At 50.1% G+C, this 15,922-nt stretch carries 15 protein-coding genes and 1 other RNA gene; 14 read left to right on the top strand and 2 right to left on the bottom strand.

Annotation, left to right across the window (positions count from 1 at the left end):
* The first annotated feature begins 184 nt into the window (after positions 1–184).
* The 4 genes from ABMB67_RS04175 (at position 185) to ABMB67_RS04160 (ending at position 4,674) form a co-directional block, all read left to right on the top strand.
* On the top strand, positions 185–793 hold the full coding sequence (locus tag ABMB67_RS04175) for a superoxide dismutase (RefSeq protein WP_251221727.1): 609 nt from the start codon (positions 185–187) through the stop codon (positions 791–793).
* Between the two features lie 164 nt (positions 794–957).
* Complete coding sequence (locus ABMB67_RS04170; RefSeq protein WP_354571209.1) at positions 958–2,250, top strand: MFS transporter; 1,293 nt, start codon at positions 958–960, stop codon at positions 2,248–2,250.
* Between the two features lie 63 nt (positions 2,251–2,313).
* A non-coding RNA gene (gene ssrS / locus ABMB67_RS04165) (6S RNA) lies at positions 2,314–2,495 on the top strand.
* A gap of 88 nt (positions 2,496–2,583) precedes the next feature.
* Positions 2,584–4,674, top strand: coding sequence for a peptidoglycan D,D-transpeptidase FtsI family protein (locus ABMB67_RS04160; RefSeq protein ID WP_251221729.1), 2,091 nt, complete (start codon positions 2,584–2,586; stop codon positions 4,672–4,674).
* Positions 4,675–4,826: 152 nt separating this feature from the next.
* Here ABMB67_RS04160 and ABMB67_RS04155 read toward each other — a convergent pair whose 3' ends face one another.
* Both ABMB67_RS04155 and ABMB67_RS04150 read right to left on the bottom strand, forming a co-directional pair.
* The gene (locus ABMB67_RS04155; RefSeq protein ID WP_251221730.1) at positions 4,827–5,288 is read right to left on the bottom strand and encodes a hypothetical protein; all 462 of its coding nucleotides are present in this window, start codon (positions 5,286–5,288) and stop codon (positions 4,827–4,829) included.
* Positions 5,288–5,650, bottom strand: coding sequence for a hypothetical protein (locus tag ABMB67_RS04150; RefSeq protein ID WP_354571208.1), 363 nt, complete (start codon positions 5,648–5,650; stop codon positions 5,288–5,290). The genes ABMB67_RS04155 and ABMB67_RS04150 overlap by 1 nt, the downstream gene beginning before the upstream one ends.
* 284 nt (positions 5,651–5,934) lie before the next feature.
* On the opposite strand from ABMB67_RS04150, the gene ABMB67_RS04145 reads away from it, so the two are divergent.
* The 10 genes from ABMB67_RS04145 (at position 5,935) to yqgO (ending at position 15,897) form a co-directional block, all read left to right on the top strand.
* Positions 5,935–6,546 carry a DUF4912 domain-containing protein gene (locus ABMB67_RS04145; RefSeq protein ID WP_354571207.1) on the top strand — a complete coding sequence of 204 codons (612 nt, stop codon included), beginning with the start codon at positions 5,935–5,937 and terminating at the stop codon, positions 6,544–6,546.
* Positions 6,547–6,556: 10 nt separating this feature from the next.
* Positions 6,557–9,352 carry a 1,4-alpha-glucan branching protein domain-containing protein gene (locus tag ABMB67_RS04140; RefSeq protein WP_354571206.1) on the top strand — a complete coding sequence of 932 codons (2,796 nt, stop codon included), beginning with the start codon at positions 6,557–6,559 and terminating at the stop codon, positions 9,350–9,352.
* Positions 9,353–9,355: 3 nt separating this feature from the next.
* Positions 9,356–11,509 carry a sugar phosphate nucleotidyltransferase gene (locus tag ABMB67_RS04135; protein WP_354571205.1) on the top strand — a complete coding sequence of 718 codons (2,154 nt, stop codon included), beginning with the start codon at positions 9,356–9,358 and terminating at the stop codon, positions 11,507–11,509.
* A 42-nt stretch (positions 11,510–11,551) separates the two neighbouring features.
* The gene (locus tag ABMB67_RS04130) at positions 11,552–12,274 is read left to right on the top strand and encodes a hypothetical protein (protein ID WP_354571204.1); all 723 of its coding nucleotides are present in this window, start codon (positions 11,552–11,554) and stop codon (positions 12,272–12,274) included.
* A gap of 57 nt (positions 12,275–12,331) precedes the next feature.
* Positions 12,332–12,481 carry a 50S ribosomal protein L33 gene (rpmG, locus tag ABMB67_RS04125; protein WP_003323811.1) on the top strand — a complete coding sequence of 50 codons (150 nt, stop codon included), beginning with the start codon at positions 12,332–12,334 and terminating at the stop codon, positions 12,479–12,481.
* A gap of 84 nt (positions 12,482–12,565) precedes the next feature.
* Positions 12,566–13,126, top strand: a complete 561-nt coding sequence (locus ABMB67_RS04120; RefSeq protein ID WP_251221736.1) for a 5-formyltetrahydrofolate cyclo-ligase — start codon at positions 12,566–12,568, stop codon at positions 13,124–13,126.
* Positions 13,123–13,917: a DUF92 domain-containing protein gene (locus tag ABMB67_RS04115; protein ID WP_354571203.1), complete on the top strand. Its 795-nt coding sequence runs from the start codon at positions 13,123–13,125 to the stop codon at positions 13,915–13,917. Before ABMB67_RS04120 ends, ABMB67_RS04115 begins: the two co-directional genes overlap by 4 nt.
* Before the next feature lie 51 nt (positions 13,918–13,968).
* A complete protein-coding gene (locus ABMB67_RS04110) occupies positions 13,969–14,988 on the top strand; it encodes a ThiF family adenylyltransferase (protein WP_251221738.1) in 1,020 nt (339 codons plus the stop codon).
* Positions 14,989–15,013: 25 nt separating this feature from the next.
* Positions 15,014–15,655 carry a hypothetical protein gene (locus ABMB67_RS04105; RefSeq protein ID WP_354571202.1) on the top strand — a complete coding sequence of 214 codons (642 nt, stop codon included), beginning with the start codon at positions 15,014–15,016 and terminating at the stop codon, positions 15,653–15,655.
* 41 nt (positions 15,656–15,696) lie between these two features.
* Positions 15,697–15,897, top strand: a complete 201-nt coding sequence (gene yqgO, locus ABMB67_RS04100) for a protein YqgO (protein WP_251221740.1) — start codon at positions 15,697–15,699, stop codon at positions 15,895–15,897.
* Positions 15,898–15,922 lie beyond the last annotated feature (25 nt).

The raw sequence follows: 15,922 nt of genomic DNA, 5'->3' as shown, positions 1-15,922 counted from the left end.
ATGCCGAAGAAGAGGTTTGAATAGCGGGTAGGAAGGGTACATTAAATTTTGGAGCCCGACGTAAAAAAGAACAAGCTTCTTTATTGCAACCTCGAGTAAATTTTGGTAATGTAGGTATTGGCGGACTTACTAAACATTTCTGTTGGTAAAGTCGCTGGCAATTCAAATTAGGAGGAGATTGAAGATGGCATACGAATTACCGCAATTACCTTACGCAGCAAACGCACTAGAACCTCATATTGACGAGCAAACAATGAATATTCACCATGGTAAACATCACAACACGTATGTGACAAAGCTGAATGCAGCTCTTGAAGGCCATGATGAGCTAGCAAGTAAGAGCATTGAAGATCTTGTTTCTAATTTAGACGCTGTTCCTGAGAACATTCGTGGCGCGGTTCGCAACAATGGTGGTGGACATGCTAACCATACTTTGTTCTGGCAAATTCTTAGCCCGAACGGCGGCGGAACGCCAACAGGAGAATTAGCGGACAAGATTAACGAAGCATTCGGCAGCTTCGACAAGTTCAAGGAAGAATTTGCAAATGCCGCAGCTAACCGCTTTGGTTCAGGCTGGGCTTGGCTTATCGTTGATGGCGGCAAGCTGGCGATCACAAGCACTCCAAATCAAGATACTCCTTTAATGGAAGGCAAGACGCCAATTCTTGGCCTTGACGTTTGGGAGCATGCTTATTACTTAAATTACCAAAACCGTCGTCCTGATTACATCAACGCATTCTGGAATGTAGTCAATTGGGATGAAGTGACAAAGCGTTACGATGCAGCAAAATAAGAACTGAGGAAAAGAGTGGCAAAAGGAGCGAGTTTTCTTTGCCGCTCTTTTTTATTTTGCCTTCGGACAGCAAGCGGAGCTGTTCCGTTCTGCAAGCATGATGCGAATTAATTTGAATAACGATATTTTCAAGAGACACACTACTGATGAGGGTGGTGGAGTCGGTGAAAAAATCGCTTATTTCAAAAGTCATTGGAGATGTGGAATTAACAAGAGATTTGACAATCTTATTATTGATCGGCGGTCTCTATGCGTTGAGTGTCGCCTTATCAAATACATTTGTAAATGTTTACCTTTGGAAGCAATCGGGTCAATTTATTGATCTGGCTCTCTACAATTTGGCTGCGGTTATTTTGCAGCCAATTACTTTTATTCTTGCCGGAAGATGGGCGAAACGGATTGATCGCGTGATCGTGCTAAGGCTCGGTGTCATTTCTCTATCCAGCTTTTACTGTACGGTGCTGCTTTTGGGAGATAATGCAAACCGCTTTCTGCTCGTGCTGGGCGCCATTTTGGGCATCGGCTTTGGCTGTTACTGGCTGGCGTTTAATGTGCTGACCTTTGAAATTACAGAGCCGGACACGAGAGATTTCTTTAACGGTTTCCTCGGATTGCTAACGTCCTTTGCCGGGATGATCGGGCCGATTGTATCCGGACTCGTGATCACCAGAATGGAAAAGTTCGCCGGTTACACGGTGATGTTCTCGATTTCACTTTCGCTCTTTGTCGTCGCCGTGCTGCTCAGCTTCATGCTACAGCGAAGATCGGCGGAGGGGAGGTTCTATTTTCGCCGCATTCTCGAGGAACGAAAAAGCAATATTAACTGGCGGCGCGTTCTTCATGCCCACTTTTTTCAGGGGCTGCGTGAAGGGACGTTTGTTTTTGTGATCGTTGTCTGGGTATACATAGCAACAGGCAGTGAGCTGGCGATTGGAACATACGGGCTCGTCGCCTCTGCTGTCCAGTTTGTCGGCTATTATACGGTGACACGATTGGTGAAATCCCATTTTCGCAAAACCTCGATTCTGATTGGCGGAACGATTTTATATGCCGCTATTTTCTTAATTGTGTTCGACCTTTCGTTTGCCAAGTTAATCATGTATGGGATTGTCATTTCCATTGCCTATCCGATGCTGCTCGTGCCGTATGTTTCTTTAACTTATGATGTCATCGGCAAAAGCTGGCGGGCGGCGGAGATGCGAATTGAATATATCGTCGTCCGTGAATTGTTTTTAAATAGCGGGCGTATTCTTTCGGTGCTGACGTTTATTTTCACGATTACGTTCTTTCCCGAAGATAAAGCGATTCCAATTCTTCTGATGCTGCTTGGAGGCGGCCACTTTCTGATTTATTTTTTCGTCAGGGGAATCCGTTTTCAAGAAGAAAAAGGAGGGGAAAGCTACAGCTTTGCCAGACAGGAAAAAGGGGAAGGCGACACAGGCGAGACATCCGTCTAAGCGAAAAAGGTTCGCTTTGACAAAGAGCGCTGATATGATATAATAAGCTTACAAATAAACGAAGCTTGCCTGCCGTGTTAGTCAGCTTCTCCTTGTTTCGAACCTTGCATTTTTTCAGGGAGTTCTACATTGAGTCTCTGCCAACATGCCAGCATTGTTCTGGACGTTGAACGGGAATCTGCGAACACCCACCTACGAGAGTAGGTTCATGAAACAACTGAAGCAACGGCATACGCGGGTTATGAATGCGAATGTTTCTAGGCACCTCTTGTAGGTGCCTATTCTAATGTATTTTACATAGAAACGTTAGGTGAACAGGGAGGAGGAGAGGCTGTGAGCAAAGCGCGACCAAAGAAGAAGCATCATTTACCGGCGCGGCTGAATGTGCTGTTTTTCGCCGTTTTCATTCTTTTTTCGGCCTTGATTTTAAGGCTTGGGATGGTGCAGATTGTCCAGGGAGAAGAATTCGTGAAGGAGCTTGAGCGGACAAGCAATACGACGGCGCGAATTGACGCCCCGAGAGGGTTGATGTATGACCGTTACGGAAATGTCGTCGTCGATAATGAGCTTGAATTATCCGTTACCTATACGAATCCGTCCAGAGCGACAAGCAGCACCCATATGCTTGAAGTCGCCACTGAGCTTGAAAAGTTAATTGATGTCGAGACGGACAGTGTTACAGATCGTGATAAGCAGGACTATATTCTTCTGACTATGACGGAGGAAGAACGCTATGAGCTTATGTCGAAGGAAGAGCGGGCTCAATTCGATGATCCTTCCGAGGAATACCGGGCCGAGGTGGATCGGGTGCCGGAGTCGGCGATTAACAGCCTTTCTGAGCAGGATTTGCGAATTTTGGCGATTTATCGTGAAATGGCTCGCGGATATGCCAACTCTCCGCAGCGAATTAAGCGCGGTATAACCGAGGAAGAGGCGCACCGCCTCAGTGAAAATCTTGACCGTCTACCCGGAGTCGACATTTTGCGTGACTCACGGCGGTCCTATGTCTACGGTGATTCGTTCCGCAGTCTTTTTGGCTCAACAGGCCCGATCCCGCGGGAGCATTTGGACTATTATTTGTCGCGCGGATACGAGCGCTCGGATTATGTCGGCACGAGCTTTTTAGAAGAGCAATATGAGGATGTACTCCGTGGACAAAAGGCGGTGATGGAAAGCATCACGACCTCGCACGGAAGCCAGACCGTTGAACGTTCGGTTAATGAAAAGCTCGGTCAGCGTGGAAATGACCTTGTGCTCGCACTCGATATGGAGCTCCAGCAAAAGGTCGAGGAAAGCATTGAAGAGGAAATGCGCCTTGCCGGAAATTCCTTTATTCTTGACCGTTCGGCCTACGCCGTTATGATGGATCCACGCACGGGCGATATTCTGGCCATGGCCGGTTTTAATGATCCTGCCGGACAGGACAGCGGCAATTATTCCGACCATATCGGCAATGTCACTAAGGCTTTTGCAATGGGTTCAGCTGTTAAGGCAGCCTCGGTTTTAACCGGGTTTCAAACCGGCGTTACTTGGCCGGGAAATTCGTTCTATGATCGGCCGATCGATCTTCCGGGAACGCCGATCAAGAGATCATACGTCCCGGGCGGCTTCGGCTGGGTCGATGACAGAAAAGCGCTGGAGGTGTCCTCAAACGTTTATATGTTTGAAATCGCGATGCTGATGGCCGGCTGTCATTACCCGAATAATTGTAACTGGAACAGAAATTCGATTAATGCCGCGTATGATGAGGCCCGCTTTAATTTCAGCCAGTTCGGGCTAGGAACAGAGACAGGCATTGATCTGCCTTCGACCGCGCTCGGAGTGGACGGAGGCTATCAGGCGGGGGGAAACCTGCTTGACTTGATGATCGGCCAGTTTGATACGTATACACCATTGCAGCTTGCTCAATATATTTCGACGATTGCCAACGACGGCTACCGGATGAAGCCGAGACTCGTCAGAGAAATTCGCGAGCCTGTCTCCGATAAGGATGAACAGGGGGCGGTCGTCCAAAAATTTGAGCCGACCGTCCTGAACCGGATTGATATGAGCGATGCCCATATTCAGCGTGTCCAGCAAGGCTTGCGTGATGTCGTAACCGGAACACGAGGAACGGCGCGTTCACGCTTTATTGACCGGCCATATCAGCTTGCTGCTAAGACAGGGACAGCTCAGGTAACGGTGAACGAAGTCGAGGGAAATAACCAGACGTTCGTCGGCTATGCTCCATTTGACAATCCGGAGGTGGCATTTGCCGTTGTCGTTCCTAACGTCAAGCTTGAGTCACGAGGGGGAAGACAAGGTATGGCGCAAAATATTGCCCAGCGGATGCTCGATGCATATTTTGATATGAAGGAAGAGCGAAATGGTCCGGAAATGGTCGACAGCCCTGTACTCGAAGATCCGGATACGGAAGAAAACTAAGAATAGTGCGGATTGGTGTTAAAGGTGAGCGCAGAAGGGTGTCTTTCTTCCTGCTTAACGAAATCTGCTCAAGGCAAAAGGCCTGTCTCCAGGAAAACGATCCTTGCGAGACCGGCCTTTTTTATGCGCTGGAAGCAGCCAGGCTTTTTCAATTACGTAATCACTGCGATGATTTCTTCCACCGTCATCTCACTGCTCAGAAGAAATTGCCCGGTGCGAATCGACTGGGTCAGTCCATTGCTCTGGAGGTATTCAAGAAAAGGCTCGACTTCCTCGATAATTTGACCGGCTGCGAGCTGTTCGGCTACTTGATGACTCGTCATTCCGGATGAAATCGTCAGCACCATTTGATAGATGATTTGCTGTTCTTCTTGCCCATCTTCCGGCTGTTCAGTGGCGGAGGCTGCTTCGTCCCGCACAGCCTCAAGTTCAGCCTCTGTCAGCACCGCATAGCCTGCAGCCGTCAGTCGCGTCATCATTTCTTCTGTCGACAGCTCGATCATCTCAGGCGATGATTCTTCAGCCGTATGATGTGAATAGTAATAGGTTCCGCCGAGGATCGCCGTAGCCAAAAATAACCCGCCCGCAAAGCTTTGAAGCCCTTTGTGGCCCATCACTGTCCACCTTCCTTCTCCGCCTGCAAATAAGGGATGAGAAGCCGTTCGACTTCATCAGCGGTCAGTCCGGTCGCTGTGGCGATCTCTTCACTTGACATTTCTTGCTCATAAAGGGCAATGACCTCCTGCATCAGCTGATGAGAGCGGGATTTTTTCTGAAATGGTGAGCGCTGCTGGCTGATCAGCAATTCGTCTTCGAGCACGGCGAGCCGTTTTTTGATCTGATACATGTCCTGCAGGTGGGTAAGCGATAACGTCTCAAGCTCCTGTTCTAGCTTCTTGCTGCTGTCTTTTCGAAAAAACGACAGTAAAAATAAAACAATCGCCAGTGAAAATAAAATGATAATGGCAGTCTCCATAAGCAACCCTCTCTTTCGACAAAACTCATGCTTTTCATTATACCTCCACTTCCGACTTCTTTACTAGACTTTTCAGCAAGGAAGCTTGTGCGATGCCGATCTTCAACGTTCGACAGCATCGTAACGACAAGAAAGCTTAGCGAAAAAAGACGAACGATTTTTTTCAGCGAATAAAAAGAGCAGTGACGCAACTTTGACAAAAAGAGACAAAAACGTCTGCTTGTTCCAAATGTTGGCTGAATGTATGATAAAACCAAAGCGAATCGGCAGGGAGGGAATGGAAGATGAAGTCAGAGATCGTCATGCTGCGCCGCAGAGGTCACTCTTTTCAAAGAATTGCGAGAGAACTGAGTACGACCGTCGGCCAGGTTCGATCGTGTTGGCAAAACGCGCAGGATCAATGTACTGGTTCGGCGGTACCCGCTATCCCGACAGAGGAAGAGAGAGATGAAATCACACTCCTTGCTGAAGGGCCGCATGTCATCTATGCCTACTGGGAAATAAGTGAAATGCTAAGAAATATGAGCGAACAGCATATAAGGCAGCCATGGGCGAAGCAGCAGAAGTATTTACGGATATATGATTGTACCGACGTGCTTTTTGATGGACATAATGCCCATTACGAACAGGATATACCGCTGCCGGAAATGACGAATAACTGGTTTATTCGCGGGATGAAAGAAAACCGTTCCTATATTGTCGATTTCGGCATCTGGACGAGGGAAGGGACATTTTTCACCTTGCTTCGTTCCAATGCGATCGGTACAGCGCGCTGTCAGCCGCCCGATGCCGGCCAATATTCGGAAGCTGTCGAGCAATGGAAGAACGGCAGCGCCGAAGAGCCGAGCTGGCTTGAACAGTTTTGTGCGTATTCTTATTACGAGGTTATTCGATAGGAGGGAGTTTGTGAAAGAAGGGTATTTCTCACTCGTTTTACACGCTCACTTGCCTTATGTGCGCCACCGGGAGCCTGATCGTCTGGAAGAGCGCTGGCTGTTTGAAGCGTTGACAGAATCGTACATTCCCATGCTTTGGGAGCTTGAAGCTGCACAGGTTCAAGAAGCGCTGACGATTTCCATCTCACCTCCCGTGATGGAAATGCTCGCCGATCCGTTGCTGCAAACCCGCTATGAGCAATACCTTGCGCGAACGGAAGAGCTTCTCGTTAAGGAAGCGAAGCGGACGTCCGCCACGAAGGAAGAACACGATCTCACGTCTTTCTATCAGAAGCGATTTCAGAAGATTACGAGTTTTTATCTCCGCTGGGATAAAAACGTTCTGAACGGTTTTCGCGCCCTGCAGGATCAGAACATGATCCGTTGCATCACGAGCGCGGCAACGCATGCGTTCCTGCCATATGTCAAAACAAAAGCCGCCGTCCGCTCGCAAATTGTTGAGGCGCTCTCCTGCTTTGAGCGCCACTTCGGCCATCGGCCAACCGGTTTCTGGCTGCCGGAATGCGCCTTTGCACCGGGGATTGATCGGATCCTTGTCGAGGAAGGTGTGCGCTATACATTCGTTGATGAGCATGCCCTGCTCTATGCTGATCCGCAGCCGGGTAAAGGCAGCGGGGCGCCGGTCTATTCGCCGCACGGCCTTGTGCTTTTTCCGCGACATACGCGACTGTCGGGCAAAGTATGGAGCTCAACGCTCGGTTATCCCGGAGATGCTGATTATCGTGAGTTTTATCGCGATATTGCCTACGAGCGGGACGAAAGCTATATTCTGCCCTACATCCATCCGGAAGGAATTCGCATCGATACAGGCATTAAGCATAGGCGGATTACCGGACAGCAGGAAGAGAAGGCCACCTATGTACGTGAATGGGCCGAAGGAAAGGTTCACCGCCATGCCGCCGACTTTGTCGAAGCGATTCAGTCGGAGGTCGCGCAACATGGCGGCCAGTCCGATCCTCCTTATATGATGGTAACGCCGTTTGATGCCGAATTATTTGGTCATTGGTGGTTTGAAGGGCCGGAATGGCTTGGAGCGGTGCTGCAGGCAGAACAAGCCGGCTACAGATTACTGACAGCTGAAACGTATGTCCATCGCCATTATCGCGATTTGGAAACCGTTCATGTTTCGTTTTCGACATGGGGGAGAGAAGGCTACGGCTCGGTCTGGTTAAATGAAAAAAATGAAATGCTGTATCGCGCTCATCACCGGATGGAACGCGATCTTGCCTCAGTCAGCGCGCTTTACCGAAAGCAGGGCGCCCTTGAAGAAAGAGCGCGTAAACAGCTTGTGCGTGAATGGATGCTGGCGGTGAGCAGTGATTGGGCCTTTATCCTTGACGGTGAAACGGCTTCACAATACGCCGAAGAGCGCTTCCTGACCCATTTGCGGCGCTTCGATGAAATTAAGGAGAGACTTCAGCAGCAGACCGTAGAGGAGACATGGCTGACGAAAATTGAGGAGGACTTTCCATTTCTTGCTGATGTAAATGCTGATTTGTTCTATTCTCCTCATGATGCTTATATCGAAGAGCAGTACGGAAACCAGCAACGACAGGGGAAGCAGACGATTATGATGCTCAGCTGGGAATTTCCGCCGCTGATTGTCGGCGGACTTGCCAGGCATGTGTTTGACCTTTCGAGAATGCTGCAGCAGGCGGGGAATGACGTTCATGTGATTACCGCTGATCTTCCCGGCTATCCTGCTTATGAGGTCAATCAGGGTGTCCATGTCCACCGGGTGAAGGGAGCTCAACCAAGAGCCGAAAGCTTCTACGACTGGGTCGGCAGCTTAAATATCGCCATGTACGAGTACGCGCGAAAGCTCGCCCGCAACCATCCCTTTACGCTGATTCATGCTCATGATTGGCTTGTCGGTCTATGCGCAACTGCGTTAAAAGTCCGTCTCTCTCTTCCGCTGCTGGCGACGATTCATGCGACCGAGCATGGGCGCAACAACGGCATTCATACTGATTTGCAAAAGCGGATTAACGAGCAGGAACAAGAGCTGACCGCGGCCGCCGACCGCGTGATCGTCTGCAGTGAATTTATGAAGCAGGAGCTTCAAACGATTTTCAGTCTGCCGGCGGAAAAATTGACCGTCATCCCAAATGGGGTCGATCAGACGCTGATTCGGACGGAAACCGAAAATGTCCTTGCCGGCGGGCAGCCGTTTACGGTTTTCTCGATCGGGCGGATGGTGAAGGAAAAAGGATTTCACACCCTGCTTGAAGCAGCGGCGCTCGTGAAAGAACGACAGCTCGATATCCGGTTTGTGATCGCCGGGAAAGGGCCACTGCTGCATGAGTATGAACAGCAGGTATTGGCGAATAACCTGGAGGAGTATATCCGCTTTCTCGGTTTCATTTGTGATGAGGAACGGAATGAGTGGTTGCAGCGCTGTGATGCGGCGGTATTCCCAAGCTTGTATGAGCCATTTGGCATCGTCGCACTTGAGGCAATGGCAGCAGGCGTCGCGACAATTGTTGCTGAGACCGGGGGTCTGGCGACAATCATAGCCGATCAGATAAATGGGTTAACGTTTCGTCCAGGAGACGCCGAAGGCCTGTTGACAGAAGTTCTTGATCTATACAGCAATCCCGGAAAAAGAAAGAGGCTGGCTGCGCAAGCAAGACAGGATGTGCAAACGACGTACAGCTGGCCGGCGATCGCCAGGCAAACGGAAGAGGAATATTCACGATGCTATACGGAAAAGGATGACGGACTGAAGATCGAAAAGGAGGCTTGATCGATGAAAGCAGTGATTATCGCAGGCGGAAAAGGGACGAGGCTTCAGCCTTTAACGGCGCAGAGGCCAAAAGCGATGGCCCCACTGGCGGAAAAACCGGTGATGCAATACGGCATTGAACTGCTGAAGAAACATGGCATTACGGAGATAGCGGTGACGGTCGGGTACATGGCGGAAAAAATTGAAGCGTATTTCGGTGACGGGAGCGGCCTCGGTGTCAGTTTGACTTATTTTAAAGAAAGCAATCCGCTTGGCACGGCTGGAAGTGTAAAGGAGGCTGAAGCTTTTTTAGATGAACCTTTTCTCGTGATGAGCGGCGATGTGTTGAGCGATTTTCATTTGCGAGAAGGCATCGCGGCCCATGAAAGGATGGGTGGGCTTGCAACGATCTTTGTGAAAGAGGTCGAGTCTCCGCTTGACTTCGCTGTTGTGCAAATGAATGACGCGGGGCAGATAACGCGCTTTCTCGAAAAACCGAAAGAAGAAGAAATCTTTAGTCAGACGGTGAGCAGCGGGATTTATCTGATGGAACCGGAGATCTTGGCTTCTATCGAGAAAGGCGAGAAGGCGGATTTTGGCCGCGACATTTTCCCGCAGCTGCTCCGGCTCGGTAAGCAGTTGAATGGCTATCCGGCAGAGGGCTATTGGGCCGATATTGGCACGCTGCCACGCTATTATCAGGCACAGCTGGATTTGCTCCACGGCCATGTGAGCGCGGAAATAAGCGGCACCGAGGTTGCGCCTGGCATCTGGGTCGGGGAAGATGTGATGATCGAAGCCGGTGTCAGCTTGAAAGCCCCTGTCGTCATCGGCTCTGGAACAGTGGTACAGCGTGGTGCTTCGATCGGCCCGGGAGCGGTTGTTGGTGCCGCTTCTACCGTAGCCGGACGGGCGTCAGTCGAAGGCACGGTTGCCTGGCCGCGGGCGGTGCTTCAGCAGGGGAGTACATTAAAAGGGGCGGTGCTGGCAGACGGGGTTATCGTCAAAGAACGAATGACGATTCAGGAGCCGCTTGTGATTGGCAGCGGAACTGTTGTGGAAGAAGTGGTTCTTTCTTCGCCTCGGGCGGCTGCAGCCGGCCAAAGGATTGGACAACCAGTTGAGTGGGGTCCTGCCTTGAAAGGACACCGCGCCAGACTTTCGGCTGCCTTTGCGAACGCGGAGGAGCAGACCGCCGCTCTTGCCTCGGCGTATGGAAGCTTACTCCGGCACGGGCAGGTTGTTTATCTGTCCAGTGACCATCAGCCCCGCTCGATCGCGCTGAAGAAAATTGCGCTTCGATGCTTACGGGCGACGGGAGTGAATGTCGTGGAAATCGAGTCAACTTTGCTGCCGGTTTTCCGCTTCAGCCTCGAAAGGAATGAGCCGGCCGGCGGTTTGTACATCCGCCAGTCGGAGCGTAATGGCAAGAAGAAGCTGATAATCGAGCTGTTTGATGAGCGCGGGATGCCGGTAAATAAAGAATGGCAGCAGCGGCTGCAGCAGTATCTGGCCATGCGCTGCCGGCGCTTTGTTCCAGATGGGCAGAGCGGCATGCACCGGACAAGGAGCGATCAAGAATCATCTTATCTCTCTGAGCTTCTTGCCCGGATTGATGTGGCAGCGATTCGTCAGCGGAAATGGAAGATTGCGCTTTATGATGAAACACAGGGACAGTTTCCGGTGATTTCCTTTCTCTTTGATTATTTGCAGTGTGAATGGATGGAGGTTCGCGATCTACAGGATATTGAACAGATGGAGAGCTTTGTCCGCAATCAGCAGGCCGACCTCGGCATCTTAATCGGGGAAAGTGGAGAATTTGTCAGCTGGATGACGGAAGAGGGGTTCCTTCTTTCAGATGAAGAGCAGCTGCTCCAGACAGCACAAGTGCAGCTGGCGTTAAAACAAAATCCGAAGCTCGCCGCTCCTTTATTCGGCGGGGCCCAGCTGGAGATGCTTGCCGCCCGTTTTGGCGGGACGATTGTGCGGACGAAGCCGTCGACAAGGGCGATGATGGAAGCGGAAGGCACGGTGCAGGTTATGGCCTACGATGCGCCGTTTGCCATCCTTTCGACGCTCTATTATTTAAGCACATCCGGTTATTCTCTGACTGATTTAACAGAGACGCTGCAGGCGGAGCTGGTCTATCCGCCGACAGTCGGAAAATCCGTTATGTAACTGAATGCTTCATAAAAACAAGACAATCATGAAGGAGGCGTAATGCCAGTGTATTCAATCACCAATCAACAGCCTGGCAGTAAAAAAGGAGGACAGCGCATGTTTGCTGAACAAGCATCGCAAAAACGTCAAAGTGAGCAGACAAAAGGCTTATTGCTGGGCTTGCCATATCGCTTTGCTATTTGGAAGGAGGGGGAGTGCATCTGGCTTCATGAAGAGGAATGGGAGGTATTTATGTTGCCGTGTGAAGCGCTTAAGTCTCTTCATATTATGGCGTACCACCCAAGATGGGAGCTGCAGATTACTCTGCTCTATTCGGAGGAGTCCGCCGCGCTTTCGACGATTTCACTGAAAAATCAATCGCATGAAATAAGGGAGCTGCGTTTTCTGATTCACTTGCCGGATCAAGCCGGCGCACCACCAGAGCTCAGTTTCGTTTCTCCGTCCCAGCATGTGATTTTGCAATATAGCAAGGAAGCGGTAAGTTTAGTTGGAGCCCGCTTTTTTCAACAGGCGGCGCCGCAGGTTTCCGTCGGAGTCAAGGATGATATTTGGGAAGGGGAAAGCGGGAAGCTGGCGATTTCTCCGCTCTCAAAGACGAGCGGAGAATGTATGATGCTGATGCCGCTTGTCATGACCGGATATGAGGAAGCATGCGGTCAGCTTTGGAACCTGGAAGCGAAGTCGGAAGAGGATGTCTGGGCATCGTACCAGCGCCAAATTCTTGCCAATTCATACTGTAAAGAAAAAACACTTGATCACTGAGGGAAGATTTGCTATCATAATCAAGTATGAAGAAAGCACAGTTTGGAGGGATAACGAATGCGCGTACAAGTCACTCTTGCTTGCACTGAGACAGGCGACCGTAACTATATTACAACAAAAAACAAGCGCACAAATCCTGAGCGTATTGAATTAAAGAAATACAGCCCAAGATTGAAGCGTCACACGCTTCACCGCGAAACAAAGTAAGCAGCTGGATTTTTCCACTGCTTCTTTTTTCTTTGACAGATGGCCATGACACATCCGGGGCGTTCGGGGAAGGGAGAGAGTGTTGTGAATCAGAAGAATTTTATTCGAGCAAAGACGAAAGAAGCGCTGGAAGCGATGTCCGATCAGGACTATATTCGGGATTCCCGGCAAATTGCAGAACATCTTGTCAACTCCTCTTATTGGCAGGCTTCACAACTGATTGCCTTGACGATTTCACGCCATAGAGAGGTCGATACATATCAACTTATTAATCAGGCATGGAAGGAAAAAAAGAGAGTAGCCGTGCCGCGGACGAATGTAAATGAGAAATCAATGCGTTTTTACGAACTGAGCAGTTTCAGCCAGCTTGAAAAGAGATATAGTGATTTAATGGAGCCGTTGCCCGAAGCATGCACGCCGGTTGCGGAGGAACAGCTTGATTTGATCATCGTTCCGGGGCTGGCTTTCGACCAGAGCGGCGCGCGTCTCGGATTTGGCGGCGGCTTTTATGATCGGCTGCTGGCCCGCGTTGGGACGAAAACGGTGGCCCTCGCTTTTTCGTGTCAGCTCTATCCACGGCTGCTGACAGAAGCTCACGATCAGCTAGTTGACCATATTGTGACAACGGATGGGTTTGTTCGATGATCGCCGTGCTGTTAATCGGGGTCGTGCTGATCGCCTTCTTTGCGGTAAAGGCAAGGGCGCTGACTGTTTCTGGAGGGGTGGCGGCTGTCGGCGTCGGCGGCTTTATTGCGCTCGGCTTTGGGCTGCAAGGTCTGCTGCTATTGTCGTTGTTCTTTTTCAGCTCAACATTATTAGGGAAATTCAAGCAAAAGCAGGGACGAGAGGACGATCAGATTGTCGAAAAAGGCGACTGTCGCGACGCGATGCAAGTGATCGCCAATGGCGGCGTTCCGGCGCTATTGGCCGTGACCTACCTTTTCGTTCCTAGTGAATTGCTGCTTTGCGGTTTTGTAGCCAGCATTGCTGCGGCAACTGCAGACACATGGGCGACGGAAATCGGCTCGCTCAGTAAGCAGCATCCGTTTCATGTTGTCAAGTGGAAGCGCGTTGACCCAGGAACCTCCGGCGCGGTGACGCTGCTCGGCTTGGCGGCGGCCTTTGCCGGGAGTTTTCTCATCGTCGTGCTGGCGATTTTCTTATGGTGGGGCAGTTATTATAACAGCCATCTGCTTCTTTTTGCCCTGATTGTCTCAGGGTTTGTCGGCAACTTTTTTGATACGTTAATGGGGGCGAGCTGTCAGGTTGTTTACCATTGTCCGCAATGCGGCAGGGAAACCGAACGGACGATTCATTGCGACAGGCCGACAGAGCATAAATATGGCGTGAAATGGCTCGATAATGATAGTGTTAATATAATCTGTACCTTTACAGGGGCTATCCTCGGTCTTATTTCCGGCTTGCTGCTTCTTTAAGCTGGAAGTGAGCCGCGGATGGATTTAAAATAGGTTTGAAGGTGGATCGAGATGGAGAAACATTCAATAGAACGCTATTCAAGACAGATGCGCTTCGCTCCGATAGGAGAAGAGGGGCAGAGGACGCTGGCCGAAAAAGTCGCGCTCATTGTCGGCGTCGGAGCGCTTGGAACCGTGCTGGCCAACCACTTAGTGCGGGCCGGAGTCGGCAAAGTGAAGATTGTGGATCGCGATTATGTCGAGATGAGCAATTTGCAAAGACAGATGCTTTTTGATGAAAGCGATGTCAATGAAAGTCTTCCGAAGGCGATCGCCGCTGAACGAAAGCTGCGGGCAATTAATTCCGCTGTGCAAATTGAGGCGACGGTTGCCGATGTGACGGCTTCAACCTTGCCGGCCCTCATGGAAGATGTTGATATTGTTCTTGATGGAACCGATAATTTTCGGACCAGGTTTCTATTAAACGATATGTGTTTTCAAAAAGGAATTCCGTTTGCCTACGGCGGAGCGGTGAGTGCGCGGGGGATGTCGGCACTGTTTATCCCGGGGAAAACCCCGTGTCTCCGTTGTTTAATCAACGAGGGGAGCGGCAGTGGAGAAACATGTGATACCGTTGGTGTGATCAGTCCGGTTGTCGATATTGTGGCCTCTTATCAGGTTGTCGAGGTGATGAAATATTTAGTCGGGCAAACTGGGGCGTTACGTGGGACGTTACGCAGCTTTGATCTGTGGGGCAACCATCAATTTGATTTGAAAATGGAAAAAGCGAAGGCCGATTGTCCGACCTGTCAGCAGCGCCGCTTCCCGGCTTTAACGGCCGATGAAACGGAAGTGACGACGCTCTGTGGCCGGGAAACGGTGCAGATCAACAGACAAAAGCCGTTTGATCTGGCGCTTTGGGAGAAGAGGCTGATCGGAAGCGCCCAAGTGAAGGCAACGCCGTTTCTTTTACGAATTGAGCTTGAAGAAGGAGAGCGGATCGTCTTATTCCCTGACGGAAGAGCGCTCGTGCAGGGAACGGAGGATTTGACGAGAGCAAGGACGCTTTACAGCAAATATATTGGAGATTAATCGGTAAAGGGAGGGACAACGATCTTTGTTTAGGGGAAAGAAGCGATTATTTATTGGCTTGTCAGGCATAGTCATAGTAGTAGCGCTAATTGGATTCGCAGAAATTCAACCACCCGAGCAAGGAATACAAGTGGCAGAAGCGGAGAGGGAGGCGAAAGAAGCAGCAACCGAACCGGAAGAAGCTGCTGTGAACGAGAAGCCGCCCGAGCAGGCCGCCGAACGGGAGCTCCCTGATTTTGAAGAACTATTTGCAGAAGAATCGTTACATGAATTAAGAGAAAAAATGAAAGCGAGCATCCGGGAGCAGCGTACATACCTGGAGACAATGGTGGAGCAGGCGGACAGCGATCAATGGATCGAACTATTGGAAACGAAAGAATGGCGCTTGTTTCAAAAGTCTGTTAATGAGCTTTTTTACGGGAAACAGGTGCCGTATGAACTGATGAATGATGTGCAAAAAATGGTTGTGCTCAGCCGTATCACTTATGTGTTTCAGGAAAAAACAGCGCTAACGTATTTGTATCAGCTCGTTCACGATTTGGATGTCCATGTTAACCGGCTGACCGAGCGGCCTTACGGGGTAACGGAAGCCTATGGAAGCAAACGGAAGTACATGGAGATTGATCAATACTTGCAAGTATTGGCAAGATCAGATTCATTCGGATAAATTCTTTTCACTGACGTATAGTAAGAAAAAGGAGGGATACGATGTTACAGCGTTTCGTTACGATGGTATCGTTCGTTTTTTCTTGCTACTTGTTGTATAAGTACCGTTATCGGGTCATTAACGCTTTTTTAGGAAAGCGTTGGCTGAGAAAAGTTGCGATCAGCATGGCGATGCAGATTCCGGCAATCCGTGATAAAGTATTGGGATCTGTCTTATCAAGCCGTCAGCCGCAACATCAATAGGCGCAGTGATAAGAGGCCACTGAGA

Source organism: Halalkalibacter oceani, from assembly GCF_040544555.1.
Taxonomy (GTDB): domain Bacteria; phylum Bacillota; class Bacilli; order Bacillales; family Bacillaceae_D; genus Halalkalibacter; species Halalkalibacter oceani.
This window is presented reverse-complemented; position numbering and strand designations above follow the sequence as displayed.